The following is a 14,063-nucleotide window of genomic DNA, read 5'->3' on the forward strand; positions in this document are numbered from 1 at the left end:
GCTTAAGAAATATGGTGAACCAATCTTAAACCTTTTGCCGCTACGGTCGCAGCATTGAATGAAACGCAAGGGAATCGCGTTCAAGTGCTGGGGCGTCGCGTGATCATAGAAGCTTTCCTTCGGTGGATCGAAACGGCCAAAACCGGTGACCGGGCCCGGGCCGCAAACGCGCTCGGGCGGGCCTATCTGCAGTCGGAGATGACGGGAGACGAGCGGTCGGCAGCCGAGATGGCGATGACCTTTCTGCTCGACGATCCGTCGCCGCGCGTCCGGCTGGCACTAGCCGAGGCGATAGCCTGGTCGCCCGATGCGCCGCGCAGCCTGATTCTTTCGCTTGCCGAAGACCAGCCCGAAGTCGCCTGCCATGCGGTGACCTGTTCGCCGCTTTTGAGCGATGCCGATCTCGTCGATCTTGCCGCGCGCGGCAACGGCGCCACCCGCATGCTGATCGCGGCGAGGGCGCATGTGACGCGCCCGGTTTCCGCAGCGCTTGCGGAAGTCGGCGACGAGGAAGAGCTGCTCTGCCTGCTCGAAAACGACGGCGCGGTGATCTCCGGCCAATCCCTGAAACGTATCGCCGAGCGACTCGGCGACGGCTGCGACATCCGCAACCTGCTTCTCGACCGCAGCGATCTTCCCGCCGATACCCGCCAGTTGCTCACTCAGCATGTCAGCAATGCACTGGTCGGCCTGCCGCTCGCCCAGGCGGCGATCGGTCTGCAGCGGCTGCAGCGCATCAGCCGCGAGGCGACCGAGGCTGCCATTGTTTCGATCGCCGGCGACATTGCGCCGCGCGAAATCCCCGACCTCGTCGAACATCTGCGCCTCAACGGCCAGCTGACGCCGTCCTTCCTCATGCATACGCTCTGCGCCGGCAAGGTCGATTTTTTCGCGGGCGCGATCGTCGATCTGACGGGTTGCGGCGAGCGCCGGGTGCGCTCGATCCTGGCAACCGGGCGCATGCATGCGGTGCGTGCGCTCTACGAATCCGCCGGCCTGCCCAGGGATATTAGCGTAATCTTCGTCGAGGCGACGCTCCTGTGGCGTGAGGCCGCCAGAAGAGCGCCGGGCAGCGTGCTCGGCACTGTCTGCGGCCGACTTCTGGAAAAATTCCGCCATCATGACGGCGCACATGGCGCGGTCGGCGAGCTGCTCGACATGGTGGAAAAGCTTGGGGTCGCCGAACAGCGGCAATCGGCTCGTGTCTATGCGGCGCTTGCGGCGGCTTAGTCGGCCAGCCGTGTCACGACCCAGGAGTAGCTGGCAGAGACGAAATGCACCGGTTTGGCGAGCGTGTCCTTGACGCTCCGGCCGGTGGGCAGATGGTCGCGGACCTTTCCTGCAATGTCGTCGGCAAAGCCACGCAGCCCCTGCGGGTGCTGTTCGGCCGTTTCGGGAACGGCCGGCGGCACGGGCGCCGGCTTTGGCGGTTCGGTGGCAGCAATGGCTTTCGGCGCCTCGCAGACTGCAATAACCGAGGGATAGCTGACATTGGCATAGGTTTTCAGGCGACGTTCGGCTTCGGCATCGCAGGCGGCAACCGTCTCCCAGCGTTTGTCGACCGTCGCGACATAGCTGCACTGGCTGATGGAATCGTCGCAACCGAGAATGGTCATCGCGATCAGCACCGCTTGCATATTTTGCCTCCTTGGCTATTGAGCATGTCATCGTCTTAGAGGGCGCAATTCCAACCGAATGAAGGCAGGGGCATTAACTCTTGGTCATGTCGGGAAAAATTGTGCGCTGCGCCAGCAGAAAGAGGGAGCATGTCCGTCACCATCGCCCTGGAGCCGCCGCGTCAGGACGGCGTCGTCCGGCTTCTCGATCTTTCCGATGCCTATGCAGGGTCGCTCTATCCCGCCGAGAGCAACCATCTGGTCGACCTCTCCTTGCTCGAGAAGCCTTCGGTAAGCTTCCTGGTCGCGCGCAACGGCGATGCGATCGTCGGCTGCTGCGCGCTGGTCGAGGCCGGCGACGGCACGGCGGAGATCAAGCGGATGTTCGTCGATCCCGAGGCGAGGGGGCTCAAGATCGCCAGCGGCCTGATGAATGCGCTTGAAACGATCGCCAGCGAAAAGCGGCTGACGGCGATCCGGCTCGAAACCGGCATCTACCAGCCCGAGGCGATCGCGCTCTACCGCAAATACGGTTACCAGGACATCGAAGCCTTCGGCGCTTATCTGTCGGATCCGCTCAGCCTGTTTATGGAAAAGCGGCTGGGATGACGGTTTACGAAGGTCGGTTCAGCCTTCAGCGATACGGGGAAGCGTTTTCGGCGTTCCGGGCGACGGCGGCGGCGCCTGTTCGTCGATAAGGATCTGCGGTCCCGTTTCGCCCTTATCGGCATTGCGGGCCTCGTGGATCCATTCGCGCCAGATGGCGACGATCAGCGCCATCAGTACCGGGCCGATGAAGAGGCCGAGGAAGCCCATCGTCTTGACGCCGCCGACGAGGCCGAAGAAGGTCGGCAGGAAGGGCAGCTTGATCGGACCGCCGACGAGCTTCGGCCGCAACGTCTTGTCGACGATGAAGAGCTCGACCGTTCCCCAGACGAAAAGACCGATGCCGGCGACATGCGAGCCGCTTGCCAGGAGATAGATTGAGACCAGCGTGAAGGAAAGCGGCGCACCGCCCGGTATCAGCGCCATCACGCCCGTCAACACGCCGAGCGTGACGGGCGACGGCACGCCGGCGATCCAGTAAGCCACGCCAAGCACGATGCCTTCGCCGATCGCAATCAGCGTCATGCCCATGACGGTGGAACTGATCGTCGCCGGCACGACGCGGGAAATGCGCTCCCAGCGGTTCGGCAGGATGCGCTCGCCGAGCATGTCGATCTGCTTGGAGAAGGAAAAACCGTCGCGATAGACGAAGAACAGCGCGATCAGCATGAAGAGAAGTGTCAGCAGGAGGTGGAATGCACCGCCGCCGGCCGCAAGCACGGCACGGTAGATATTGCCGATATTGGCGCCGCTGACGGCCTGTATCACTTCGCCCAAGGCGCCGGGGCTGCCGATATATTTGGTCCAGACTTCATCGAGATAGGCGCCGGCCCAAGGCAGGGCGACGATCCAGGCCGGTGTCGGGGCGCCGGAGCGGTTGGCATGGATTGCCCAGGCAACCCAGGTACGCACTTCACCCGTCGTATAGGTGACCGCAAGCCCGATCGGGATGACCAGGAAAGTGACGATCATGATGATGGCGATCGTCGCGGCGACCGTCGTATTGCCGCCGACGCGGGCAAGAAGCTTGCGGTAGAGCGGCCAGCTGGCGAAACCGATGACCAGGGCTGCCAGCACCGGCACGAGGAAACCGTAGAAGAAGTAAACGCCGGCCGCGACGATCAGAACCAACAGCCAGCGCGCCGCCGAAATGGAAGGAATCAGCGGTGTGCGTGTCGGCGCCGATGATCCGAGCCATCGTGGTTCATGATTGCTTTTCTGACGGTCGAACACACCCACGCGCGCCTCTTCTTATTCTTGTCTTCTGGTTATGGGCTATGAACCCGGCGGTTTCAAGGTCCGCACCATGAAAGCGTATACAAAGCGTCGCTATTCGGCCGTCAGAGCCGATATCTTACTGTTGCGGACGGCGCAAAATCTTGAAAGCGTAGAACTGCGTCTTCTGGGCGGCCGAGAAATTATTGTCGGAGCCGAGAATGAAGACGTCGGTTCCATCCTTGGCCTTGCCGAGCGACGTGGCCTCGATATTGTCGGGGACGAGGCCGATTGCTCGAACCGGCGCTGCCGCTCTTCCCAAGGGGAGGCCGCACGCCGACCGCTTCATGCGCCGGTTGTTTTACGGAGTTGTTACGGTTCTTCGTCAGTTCCGTGAAATCGCAGATGCTAAAATGGCGGCCGCGCCGAACGGTATCTCTACTCCAGTTCGGCGCGGGCCGCAGATGCTTTAAATATCGAGGTTCTCGGCGAAGGCCGCGCGTTCCTGGATGAAGCGGAAGCGGGCTTCCGGCTTGGTGCCCATCAGATCGTCTACGGCGGCGCGGGTGCCTTCGAAATCCACCTCGTCGATCAGCACCTTGAGCAGGGTGCGCTTGGACGGATCCATGGTGGTTTCCTTGAGCTGGGCGGGCATCATTTCGCCGAGACCTTTGAAGCGGCTGATCTCGACCTTGGCCTTGCCCTTGAACTCCGTCTGCATCAGCTCGGCGCGATGATTGTCGTCGCGGGCATAGGCGGATTTCGCCCCTTGGGTGATTTTGTAGAGCGGCGGCACGGCGAGGAAGAGATGGCCGCCACGCACCAGCTCCGGCATCTCCTGATAGAAGAAGGTGATGAGCAGCGAGGCGATGTGGGCGCCGTCGACGTCGGCATCGGTCATGACGATGATGCGCTCGTAGCGCAGGTCTTCGTCGCGGTATTTCGAGCGCGTGCCGCAGCCGAGCGCCTGAACCAGATCGGCAAGCTGCTGGTTGGCGCCGAGCTTTTCGCGACCGGCGCTGGCGACGTTGAGGATCTTGCCGCGCAGGGGCAGAATTGCCTGGTTGGCGCGGTTGCGCGCCTGCTTGGCCGAACCGCCTGCCGAATCGCCCTCGACGATGAAGAGTTCGGCACCCACGGCGGTGTTCTGCGAGCAGTCGGCAAGCTTGCCGGGCAGGCGCAGCTTGCGCACCGCCGTCTTGCGGTTGACTTCCTTTTCCTTGCGGCGGCGCAGGCGTTCCTCGGCGCGCTCGATCACCCAGTCGAGCAGCTTGGCCGACTCGTTCGGATTGTCGGCAAGGTAATGGTCGAAGGGATCGCGCAGCGCGTTCTCGACGATGCGCTGGGCCTCGACGGTCGCAAGCCTGTCCTTGGTCTGGCCGACGAATTCCGGCTCGCGGATGAAGACCGACAGCATGCCGACCGCCGAGATCATCACGTCGTCGGTGGTGATCTGCGCGGCGCGCTTGTTCTGCGTCAGCTCGGCATAGGCCTTCAGGCCCTTGGTCAGCGCGATGCGCAGCCCCGCTTCATGTGTGCCGCCTTCGGTCGTCGGGATGGTGTTGCAATAGGAATGCACCTGCGGATCGCCACCATACCAGGTGATCGCCCATTCCATCGAGCCGTGGCCGCTCACCTTCTCCGTCTTGCCGGCAAAGATCTCGCGGGTGACGGTGAACTCCTTGCCCATCGTCGCCTGGAGATAGTCCTTCAGGCCGCCGGGGAAGTGGAAGACGGCCTTGTCAGGGACCTCGGAGCCTTCGGGCAGCACGCCCGCCTCACAGCTCCAGCGGATTTCGACGCCGCCGAACAGATAGGCTTTCGAGCGCGCCATGCGGAAGACCCGGGCGGCATCGAACTTCATGTGATCCCCAAAGATCTGGGGGTCGGGATGGAAGCGCACGCGGGTGCCGCGGCGGTTGTGAACGTCACCCAACTCTTCGAGACCGCCCTGCGGCAGGCCGCGGGAGAAGCGCTGGCGGTAGAGCTTGCGGTTTCGCGCTACCTCGACCTCGAGGTCGTCGGAAAGCGCGTTGACGACCGAAACGCCGACGCCGTGCAGGCCGCCAGAGGTCTCGTAGGCCTTGCCGTCGAATTTGCCGCCGGCATGCAGTTTGGTCATGATGACTTCGAGCGTCGACTTGCCCGGCACCTGCGGATGGTTCTCGACCGGGATGCCGCGGCCGTTGTCGGAGACGGTGAGATAACCCTCGAGGTCAAGATAGACCTCGATGAAATTGGCGTGCCCGGCGACCGCCTCGTCCATCGCATTGTCGATGACTTCGGCAAACAGGTGATGCAGCGCCTTTTCATCGGTGCCGCCGATATACATGCCAGGACGCATGCGCACCGGCTCGAGGCCTTCGAGGACACGGATCGACGAGGCGCCGTAATCATCCGAGTTCGAGGCGGCGGGCGCCGGACGCGCTGAGGCTCCAGCAGCAGGGGGTGCTGCGGCGGCGACGGGCGCAGCCGTCACCGGCGGCCGCTCGGCCGGAGCGGCAGGCTTCTGCGCCTCCTCGCGTTTTTCAGAGAGGGGTATTCCGGAAAAGAGGTCGTTGCTATCGTCCATGGAGCCGTTCAGATCTTCATCCTGTCTTAGGTCTGGCTTGGGCGGGCATCCGCCGCCGACCCAAAATCACCGCATTTCATGCCACGTTTGCGAATCAGGCAGATTTTGCCAGAAAGCACCTCTATACGCGACACCGCCTGTTTTGGCGGGTTTTTCCCAAATGATTTGCGTTGCCGGGCGCGGAATGGCAAGCGGCGGCAGGCTTCAGGAACCATCCGAATGCGAATGTCCACAAGTCATTGCACCATCATCACCGCAATTGCGGCGTTTTTCTTGTCTGCGGCCATGCTGTCCGCTGTCGGCCCGGTACAGGCAGCCGATGTGCTGGCGCCCTTCAAGGACGATCTGTTTTCGAAGCAGACCGTGCTGCAGACGGGCGATGACGGCGCCTCCGAGGTCATCGACTATGACGAGACGCGCGATATCAACGGCCGCGACCAGATCCCGCAAAAACGGGTGCAGCAGAAATATGTGGCGCTCGGCATCCGCAAGGCTCAAGCGGACGAAACACTGTCTCTCGACGGCATCAAGCTCGATGTCACCAGGGTGGGACCGGCTCAGAGTGCTGCTTTCACGGTGATTTTCATCCATGGGCGCGACGGCGACCGGCGGCTCGGCGCCAACGACTACAGCTTCGGCGGCAATTTCAACCGGCTGAAGAACCTCGTTGCCGGCAATGGCGGCGTTTATTATTCGCCGACCGTCAAGAGCTTCGACAGCAGCGGCGTTGCGGCGATCGCCGGCCTGATCCGCTATGCAAGCGTGCAATCACCCGGCCGGCCGATCATCCTTTCCTGTGCCTCCATGGGCAGCCAGGTCTGCTGGGGCATCGCGCGCGATGGCGACAGCGTCAAGCGGCTGAAGGGCATGCTGATCATGAGCGGGGTCACCGATCCGGATTTCATCAAGAGCGCCTTCTACAAGGCAAAGCTGCCGCTCTGGTTCGCCCATGGCAGCCGCGACCCGGTCTATGCCGCCTCCGACCAGCAGGCGCTATTCGAAAGCCTGCACAAGGCAAAATATCCGGCGCGTTTCACGCTGTTTCAGACCGGCAATCATGGGACACCGATCCGGATGATCGACTGGCGCAGGGTGGTGAACTGGATTCTTGCCGGCTAGCGCATCGGTCGGAAATTCGGAGACTATTTTTAGAAACACGATGCATGAATTCAAAATACTACCTTTGCGTGTCTCAAAAGACGCGCGGCGCTATAGCGAACGATATTCGGCAGAAATATGCGCGGGATCGCAGAGATTCCCCTTACGTCAAGGGCATGATGCTTTTCTTTGCTGCAAGCTTTTGATATTGCCCAAGGCATAAGCAGATTGTGGAAGGCCAGCATGACACCTGATGTGCGCCCGCTTGTGGCGGGGAACTGGAAAATGAATGGCATGCGTGCCTCCCTGGATCAGATCAAGACGATCGCCGAGGGTGCTCGCTCGCCGCTGGCCGACAAGGTCGAAGCGCTGATCTGCCCGCCGGCGACGCTGCTCTACGTGGCGACGGCGCTGTGCACCGACAGCCCGCTGGCGATTGGCGCTCAGGACTGCCATCAGAATCCGTCGGGTGCGCATACCGGCGACATCTCGGCGGAGATGATTGCCGATTGTTTCGGCACCTACGTCATCGTCGGCCATTCCGAGCGGCGCACCGACCATGCCGAAACGGATCATCTGGTGCGCGCCAAGGCGGAGGCGGCCTTCGCCGCAGAGCTGACGGCGATCATCTGCATCGGCGAGACGGCGGATGAACGCCGGACAGGCCAGGCGCTTGACGTTATCAAACGCCAGCTTTCCGCCTCCGTTCCCGATGGCGCGACGGCCGAAAATACCGTTATCGCCTACGAGCCGATCTGGGCGATCGGCACCGGTGTGACGCCGACATCAGGTGATGTCGAAAAGGCGCATGCCTTCATGCGGGCAGAGCTTGTGGCCCGCTTCGGCGATGAAGGCCGCAAGATGCGTCTTCTCTATGGCGGCTCGGTCAAGCCGGCCAATGCCCATGAACTGATGGGCATCGCCAATGTCGACGGCGCGCTGATCGGCGGAGCGAGCTTGAAAGCGGCCGACTTCCTCGCCATCTACCGGGCCTATGAGGCGCTGCTCGCCTGAGGCATTTTTTATTCCTGGGTTTATTCCCGGGTTTATTCCGAGCCGAAGGGCTTGGAATAGATGAAAGCCTCATGTAAAGAGCCGCCAGAATTCTTACTTATGTCCGTCTCCAGGCGGGCAGGACTGGACCCATGCAGACAGTATTGATTGTCATCCATCTCATGATCGTGCTCGCCCTTGTTGGCGTCGTGCTCATCCAGCGCTCTGAAGGCGGCGGCCTCGGCATCGGCGGCGGTTCCGGCTTCATGTCGGCCCGCGGCACGGCCAATGCACTGACGCGCACCACCGCGATCCTTGCAACCCTGTTCTTCCTGACCTCGCTCGGCCTCGGCATCCTGACGCGTTACCAGGGCCGTCCGAGCGATATTCTCGACCGGATTCCGGCAACAGGCGGCCAGGGCAACGGCATTCTCGATTCGCTCGGCGGCGGCGCACAGGCTCCGGCAAGTCAGCCGACCGGCAACGGCGTACCGAGCAGCGGGGCGGCGACGCCCGCACCGCAGGCTCCCGCCGCTCAAGCGCCGGCAACGACTGCTCCGGCAACTCAGGCTCCGGCTGCCACCGCTCCGGCGACGACTGCGCCTGCAGCTCCGGCCACGCCTGCGCCGGCTCAGCCTTCCGGCGTCCCGACGGGACAGTAAACCGGGCTTCGACATAAACCGCCGGCAGGCCCCAGGGTCTGCCGGTTTTCTTTTGTTCAGATTCCTGCGCCACGCTCCGAAAGTTCCGGAAAAGAATTTTTGGGGCTGGTGGAATCGTTTTTGAAAAGGTATCCGGTGAATCCCATGGCGCGATACGTATTCATCACTGGCGGCGTGGTTTCCTCTCTCGGAAAAGGAATTGCGGCCGCGGCTCTCGGAGCGTTGCTGCAGGCCCGTGGATATCGGGTTCGGCTTCGCAAGCTCGACCCCTATCTGAACGTGGACCCGGGCACGATGAGCCCGACCCAGCACGGCGAGGTCTTCGTCACCGACGATGGCGCGGAAACCGATCTCGATCTCGGTCACTACGAACGCTTCACGGGGCGTTCGGCGACCAAGACCGACAACATCACCACCGGCCGCATCTACAAGAATATCATCGACAAGGAACGGCGCGGCGACTATCTCGGCGCGACGGTGCAGGTCATTCCGCACGTCACCAACGAGATCAAGGATTTCGTTATCGAGGGCAATGACGACTACGATTTCGTCATCTGCGAGATCGGCGGCACGGTCGGCGACATCGAGGCGATGCCGTTCATGGAGGCGATCCGCCAGCTCGGCAATGACCTGCCGCGCGGCACCGCCGTCTACGTCCACCTGACGCTGATGCCCTATATTCCGGCCGCCGGCGAACTCAAGACCAAGCCGACCCAGCATTCGGTCAAGGAATTGCAGGCGCTCGGCATTCATCCCGATATCCTGCTGGTGCGCGCCGACCGCGAAATTCCGGAAGCCGAGCGGCGCAAGCTTTCGCTATTCTGCAACGTGCGCCCGTCGGCCGTCATCCAGGCGCTCGACGTCGCCAATATCTACGACGTGCCGATTGCCTACCACAAGGAAGGCCTTGATGACGAAGTGCTGGCAGCCTTCGGCATCGAGCCGGCGCCGAAGCCGCGTCTCGACCCCTGGGAAGAAGTCTGCAACCGCATCCGCACGCCGGAGGGAGAGGTGACGATTGCGATCGTCGGCAAATATACCGGCCTCAAGGACGCTTATAAATCGCTGATCGAGGCGCTGCATCACGGCGGCATCGCCAATCGTGTCAAGGTCAAGCTCGAATGGATCGAGTCCGAGGTCTTCGAAAAGGAAGATCCGGCGCCCTATCTCGAAAAGGTCCACGGCATCCTCGTGCCCGGCGGCTTCGGCGAACGCGGTTCGGAAGGCAAGATCCACGCAGCCCGCTTCGCCCGCGAGCGCAAGGTGCCGTATTTCGGCATCTGCTTCGGCATGCAGATGGCGGTCATCGAGGCGGCGCGCAATCTCGCCGACGTGTCCGGCGCCTCCTCGACCGAATTCGGCGCGACCAAGGAGCCGGTGGTCGGCCTGATGACCGAATGGGTCAAGGGCAACGAACTGCAGAAGCGCACGGCAGCCGGCGATCTCGGCGGCACGATGCGCCTCGGCGCCTACAAGGCGGCGCTGAAGAAGGGCACGAAGATCTCGGATATCTACGGCTCGACCGACATTTCCGAGCGTCATCGCCACCGCTACGAGGTCAATGTCGACTATAAGGACCGGCTCGAGAGCTGCGGCCTCGTCTTCTCCGGCATGTCGCCGGATGGCGTGCTGCCGGAGACGATCGAATATCCCGATCACCCGTGGTTCATCGGCGTGCAGTACCACCCGGAACTGAAGAGCCGGCCGCTCGACCCGCATCCGCTGTTTGCCAGCTTCATCGAAGCGGCGACGGAACAGAGCCGCCTCGTCTAGCCATGATGGGTATCCAGATCGCGCGATTTCAAGCGCGATCTGGGCAAGTGCTTATGGTGCTCTATATCGCCGGCATGGCCACCCGACGCAGCACGACCGTTTCACGCTTCATCGCCGCGCCGCCTGAGCGTATCTACCGTGCCTTTCTGGATGCCGAGGCGGTTGCCACCTGGCTTCCGCCCGGCTCGATGCGGGGGATCGTCCATGCCTTCGAGGGCAGGGAGGGCGGCGCCTTTAGCATGTCACTCGTCTATCCCGATAACGAGACGTCGCAGCCAGGCAAGACATCCGACAAGACCGACAGGTTCGAGGGCCGTTTCGCACGGCTCGTGCCCGACGAACGGATCGTCTGGGCGACGGCCTTCGAGTCCGACGACGACAGCTTTGCCGGCGAGATGACGGTCAGCACAACATTGTCGCCTGTGAATGGCGGCACCGATGTGACGATGGTCTGCGACGACATACCGGCGGGCATTCGCCTTGAAGACAATGAGGAAGGCTGCCGTTTGACGCTCGGCAACCTCTCCGCTTTCGTTGGCGGTTGATGCGTGGCGGCCGGGCATGCCCCGCCGCCGAGTTTGATCGTCAGGCTGCGGCCGGCAGCGGCCCGATATAGACCGAGCGCGGGCGAATCAGCCGGCCGTCGAGCGCCTGTTCGCGGGCATGCGCCAACCACCCGACCGTGCGGCCGATCGCAAAGACGCCAGTGAAGGCGTCACGCGGGAAGCCGAGCGCTTCGAGCAGCAGCGCAGTGTAGAACTCGACATTGACGTCGAGCGGTCGGTTCGGCTTACGCGCCTTCAGGATTGCCAAGGCGGCGGCTTCCACCGCTTCCGCCAGCGCGCCGCGGGCGGGGTCGACCTGCCCGGTTGATATCAGCGGCTTCAGTGCGCCCTTCAGCGCATCGGCGCGCGGATCGCGGACGCGGTAGATGCGGTGGCCGAAACCCATAAGTCTTTCACCGCGATCGAGCGCTTCGCCGAGCCATTGGCCGGCATTCTCTGCAATTCCCACGGAATCCAGCATGTCGAGCACCGGGCCGGGCGCACCGCCATGCAACGGCCCTTTCAGGGCGCTCAGCGCGGCTAGGACTGAAGAGGTGAGGCCGGCCTGCGTCGAGGCAATGACGCGCGATGCGAAGGTCGAGGCGTTGAGGCCGTGATCCGAAATGGTCACGAGGTAGGCGTCGAGTGCGGCCGTCTGCTCCTTGCGCGGCAATTGTCCGGTCAGCATGCGCAGGATATCGGTCGCTTGCGGCAGTGAGGCGTCGGGCGCGATCGGTCTTTCACCGCGCTGGAGGCGCAGAACCGCCGGCAGGAAGACCGCCGGCGCCGCCAAGAGGCTCAGCGCGGTATCGAGATCCTCGCCGTCGGGCAGCCGGGCGATCAGCGCCCGCATCGCATCAACCGGCGGCAGCGTCAGCAGGGTGGCATCGGCGGCCTCGACGTGGTCGAAAACCCGTGTTCGCGCATTCGCCAACCACTCGCGCAATTGCGCTTGATCGAAGCTTCGCTCCATCAGCCCGTCGAGCAGCAATGCGGCGACACCCTCATAGCTGCAGTCTGCAACGAGATGGTCCAGCGAGACGCCGCGGATGATCAGCCGTCCCGCTTCGCCATCGACATCCGAGAGCTGCGTTTCGGCGGCAATGACGTCTTCCAAGCCATTTTTCATGTTGTTTCTCCTTTACCGCCAGGATGATCCGGCCTAGTTTCATTGACGTCAATCTTGACGCTATTGATCAACATGAGGCTCCAATGCCGTGGCTGACCGCCGAGGAGGCGCTGCAGGCGCTGAAGACCAAGCCGCAGACGCTCTACGCCAATGTCAGCCGCGGGCGCATCCGCGCCAAGCCCGATCCCGCCGACCCACGACGCAGCCTCTACCAGGCTGCCGACGTGCAGCGGCTCGCCGAACGCCATGCCGGCCGGCGTAAAGCCGAAACGGTTGCCGCCGAGACGATCCGCTGGGGCGACCCGGTGCTCTCCTCGGCGATCTCCACCATCATCGGCGGACGGCTTTTCTATCGCGGGCGGGATGCCGCCGATTTCGCCGAGACGGCGACGCTCGAACAGACGGCGGCACTGCTCTGGAACGGTGCGGAAGCACTTGCTTCCCGCACTGCGGCTGGACATGCGGCTCCGTCGCTTCAGGCTGCATTCCTAGCGCTGGCAGGGCGAGTGACATCGGATCTGCCGTCGCTCGGCCGCTCGCAGGCAGCCCTGCGACGAGAAGCAAGCGGAGTGCTCTGCACGGTCGCCGATGCGCTGGCGCCAGGGTCTTCGGATAGGCCGCTGCATCTTCGGCTTGCGGAAAGCTGGCAGCGGCCGAATGCCGCCGATTGCCTGCGCCGGGCGCTGGTGCTGCTTGCCGATCACGAACTCAACGCCTCGACCTTCGCGGCACGGGTAACGGCATCTGCGGGCGCTGCCCTCTCGGCCGCCGTGCTTTCCGGCCTTGCGACGCTGACCGGACCTCTGCATGGCGCCGCCTGGCAGGGCGTCAACGCCCTGATCGAGGCGGCTTCAGCTGTTGGAGCGGAGCAGGCGGTTCGCCGCACGCTTGCCCAGGGCTATCGCCTGTCGGCCTTTGGCCATCCGCTCTATCCGGATGGCGATATCAGGGCTCAGGCGCTGCTTTCGCACTTTCTCCTGCCGCAGCCGTTTGCCGAAATCCGGGAAACTGGCGAGGACATGGTCGGTGAGAAGGTCAACGTCGATTTCGTGCTTGCCGCGATGGCCGCTGCCTTCGATCTGCCGCGGGAGGCGCCGATCATCATGTTCTCGCTTGCCCGTTCCACCGGCTGGCTGGCGCATGCGATGGAGCAGATCGACAGCGGCGAATTGATCCGGCCGCGGGCCCGTTATGCCGGGCCGTCGCCCGAAACCACCATCAACCCTTAAGAATTGGTTAGAGAAATATCCGAATTCGGCTATCATGCCGACATGGAAGAAGACGGTTGGCGGGCGCTTTCGAAAATATTGTCCGCACGGTCATGGGGGCTTTCCATGCATACGACCTTTCGCAGCCTGCTTGCCGCCGCACTTGCCGTCGGCCTTTTTCCGCATGGAACGGCCTTGGCGCAGTCTGCCGGCTGCACGATCGCGCGCGACGCCAGCGCCCGCCAGGTGTTCACTTGTCCCGGCGGGGTAAAGATCACGGCGGAGGCGGGTGCTTCCTTCCGCCTTGCCGACCGCAACCGTGATGGCAGCCCCGATTCGGCATCGCTGCGGCGCAAGGCGATCCTCGTCGATGTCGACAGCAGTCAGCATGTCGGCGGTTTCCAGGTAGTGACGCCGCAGGCGATCGCTGCCGTGCGCGGTACCCAATGGGCTGTCGACGTCGCCAGTGGCAAGACTTCGGTGCTTGTCGTCAGAGGCAGCGTCGCCGTCCGCCGGCCGGCCGGCGATCCGGTGGTGCTGTCGCCGGGCGAGGGCGTCGACGTCAGCAGCGGAACGGCCCCCCTCATCGTGCGTCGCTGGCCGGCGCCACGCGCCGCCGCCCTTCTTGCCCGCCTCGGCCAATAAT

Annotated in this window: 14 protein-coding genes and 1 pseudogene; 9 read left to right on the forward strand and 6 right to left on the reverse strand. The window is 63.3% G+C overall.

Annotated features, from left to right (window positions below; translation table 11 throughout):
• Nucleotides 1–84: 84 nt before the first annotated feature.
• On the forward strand, nucleotides 85–1,230 hold the full coding sequence (locus tag MF410_RS07630) for a DUF2336 domain-containing protein (RefSeq protein ID WP_097628831.1): 1,146 nt from the start codon (nucleotides 85–87) through the stop codon (nucleotides 1,228–1,230).
• Here MF410_RS07630 and MF410_RS07635 read toward each other — a convergent pair.
• Nucleotides 1,227–1,637, reverse strand: coding sequence for a hypothetical protein (locus MF410_RS07635; protein ID WP_097628832.1), 411 nt, complete (start codon nucleotides 1,635–1,637; stop codon nucleotides 1,227–1,229). The genes MF410_RS07630 and MF410_RS07635 overlap by 4 nt on opposite strands.
• A gap of 129 nt (nucleotides 1,638–1,766) precedes the next feature.
• Here MF410_RS07635 and MF410_RS07640 point away from each other — a divergent pair, with 129 nt between their 5' ends.
• Nucleotides 1,767–2,225: a GNAT family N-acetyltransferase gene (locus MF410_RS07640; RefSeq protein WP_097628833.1), complete on the forward strand. Its 459-nt coding sequence runs from the start codon at nucleotides 1,767–1,769 to the stop codon at nucleotides 2,223–2,225.
• Nucleotides 2,226–2,243: 18 nt separating this feature from the next.
• Here the strand turns inward: MF410_RS07640 and MF410_RS07645 are convergent, their stop codons facing one another.
• The 3 genes and pseudogenes from MF410_RS07645 to parE form a co-directional block, all read right to left on the reverse strand.
• Complete coding sequence (locus MF410_RS07645) at nucleotides 2,244–3,461, reverse strand: AI-2E family transporter (protein WP_097628834.1); 1,218 nt, start codon at nucleotides 3,459–3,461, stop codon at nucleotides 2,244–2,246.
• A 115-nt stretch (nucleotides 3,462–3,576) separates the two neighbouring features.
• Nucleotides 3,577–3,735, reverse strand: a pseudogene (locus MF410_RS07650) (esterase-like activity of phytase family protein); the annotation flags it as partial.
• A gap of 171 nt (nucleotides 3,736–3,906) precedes the next feature.
• Entirely contained in the window at nucleotides 3,907–6,009 is a 2,103-nt protein-coding gene (parE, locus tag MF410_RS07655; RefSeq protein WP_239620295.1) for a DNA topoisomerase IV subunit B, read from the reverse strand.
• A 219-nt stretch (nucleotides 6,010–6,228) separates the two neighbouring features.
• Here parE and MF410_RS07660 point away from each other — a divergent pair, with 219 nt between their 5' ends.
• Nucleotides 6,229–7,128 (forward strand): phospholipase, encoded by a 900-nt coding sequence (locus tag MF410_RS07660; RefSeq protein WP_105006075.1) that lies wholly within the window; start codon nucleotides 6,229–6,231, stop codon nucleotides 7,126–7,128.
• A 50-nt stretch (nucleotides 7,129–7,178) separates the two neighbouring features.
• Here MF410_RS07660 and MF410_RS07665 read toward each other — a convergent pair whose 3' ends face one another.
• Entirely contained in the window at nucleotides 7,179–7,403 is a 225-nt protein-coding gene (locus MF410_RS07665) for a hypothetical protein (RefSeq protein ID WP_199788833.1), read from the reverse strand.
• Between MF410_RS07665 and tpiA the strand changes: the two genes are divergently transcribed.
• From tpiA to MF410_RS07685, 4 genes are all read left to right on the forward strand, one after another.
• Nucleotides 7,351–8,121, forward strand: a complete 771-nt coding sequence (gene tpiA / locus MF410_RS07670; protein ID WP_239620296.1) for a triose-phosphate isomerase — start codon at nucleotides 7,351–7,353, stop codon at nucleotides 8,119–8,121. The two genes, MF410_RS07665 and tpiA, sit on opposite strands and share 53 nt — an antisense overlap.
• 131 nt (nucleotides 8,122–8,252) lie before the next feature.
• On the forward strand, nucleotides 8,253–8,762 hold the full coding sequence (gene secG, locus MF410_RS07675; protein ID WP_239620298.1) for a preprotein translocase subunit SecG: 510 nt from the start codon (nucleotides 8,253–8,255) through the stop codon (nucleotides 8,760–8,762).
• A 144-nt stretch (nucleotides 8,763–8,906) separates the two neighbouring features.
• Nucleotides 8,907–10,535 (forward strand): CTP synthase, encoded by a 1,629-nt coding sequence (locus MF410_RS07680; protein WP_239620301.1) that lies wholly within the window; start codon nucleotides 8,907–8,909, stop codon nucleotides 10,533–10,535.
• Between the two features lie 74 nt (nucleotides 10,536–10,609).
• A complete protein-coding gene (locus MF410_RS07685) occupies nucleotides 10,610–11,080 on the forward strand; it encodes an SRPBCC family protein (RefSeq protein WP_097628940.1) in 471 nt (156 codons plus the stop codon).
• 40 nt (nucleotides 11,081–11,120) lie between these two features.
• Here the strand turns inward: MF410_RS07685 and MF410_RS07690 are convergent, their stop codons facing one another.
• Entirely contained in the window at nucleotides 11,121–12,209 is a 1,089-nt protein-coding gene (locus MF410_RS07690; RefSeq protein WP_097628840.1) for a citrate synthase/methylcitrate synthase, read from the reverse strand.
• 83 nt (nucleotides 12,210–12,292) lie between these two features.
• Between MF410_RS07690 and MF410_RS07695 the strand changes: the two genes are divergently transcribed.
• Together MF410_RS07695 and MF410_RS07700 are read left to right on the forward strand one after the other, a co-directional pair.
• On the forward strand, nucleotides 12,293–13,438 hold the full coding sequence (locus MF410_RS07695; protein WP_097628841.1) for a citrate synthase: 1,146 nt from the start codon (nucleotides 12,293–12,295) through the stop codon (nucleotides 13,436–13,438).
• Between the two features lie 105 nt (nucleotides 13,439–13,543).
• A complete protein-coding gene (locus MF410_RS07700; protein WP_097628842.1) occupies nucleotides 13,544–14,062 on the forward strand; it encodes a FecR domain-containing protein in 519 nt (172 codons plus the stop codon).
• Nucleotide 14,063 lies beyond the last annotated feature (1 nt).

Origin of the sequence: Rhizobium sp. C104 (assembly GCF_022354505.1) — a bacterium.
Classification (GTDB): Bacteria; Pseudomonadota; Alphaproteobacteria; order Rhizobiales; family Rhizobiaceae; genus Rhizobium; species Rhizobium redzepovicii.